The 670-nt window shown below is 32.1% G+C and carries 1 pseudogene; it reads left to right on the forward strand.

Annotated elements, in window-relative coordinates:
• Window positions 1–204 (forward strand): annotated as a pseudogene (locus ACFQZ1_RS17850) (recombinase family protein); the annotation flags it as partial.
• Window positions 205–670 lie beyond the last annotated feature (466 nt).

Consider the following 670-nt stretch of genomic DNA (forward strand, 5'->3'; position numbering starts at 1 on the left):
CAAGCTGAAGGAATTGCTCTTGCTAGAAAACAAGGAAAACACTTAGGGCGTCCTCCTGTCGAAATAACAGAAGAATTTATTGAAGCTTATAAGGAATGGAAATCCGGTTCAATTACAGCAGTAGGAGCCATGAAAAAGTATGGCATCAAACGTTCTTCTTTTTATAAACTTGCCAAACAGTATGAAGAAAGAACCAAAAATTAGAGAGGCGAAAATTTAATGGATTGTGGTGCTTTCTTATGCTTATCAAACACGTCACAGAATTACATACTATTTTATCCATTTTTAACCATAAATACAAAAAGAACTTGTAGAAATCACTACAAGTTCTTTTTAGGGTAGGGTAAATCATAGAGCTACGTAAACAATCTCATCAGACATACTAACCTAAGGAGAACTGTCTTAATAATTTTATTATATAACAAATATTACCAGTTCAAGATTATAATTTTGAACTTTATGTGAACTATGAAAACGAATTGTACCTTTAGTTATTTAAGAAGTCAGCTTTTTTTCGTTTTTGGGGTGTTTACTTTTCTTAAGTTGATAGGCATGGGGTCACGTCACATGCCCATCAACTTAAGAACAGAAACAAAATGAACCTTCATTCAAATACACTAAAAAACTCTTAGAGCACTTTTTACCTTTAAAAATGAGCATATCAAATAAA

Origin of the sequence: Bacillus sp. CGMCC 1.60114 (assembly GCF_042676365.1) — a bacterium.
Classification (GTDB): domain Bacteria; phylum Bacillota; class Bacilli; order Bacillales; family Bacillaceae_G; genus Bacillus_A; species Bacillus_A rhizoplanae_A.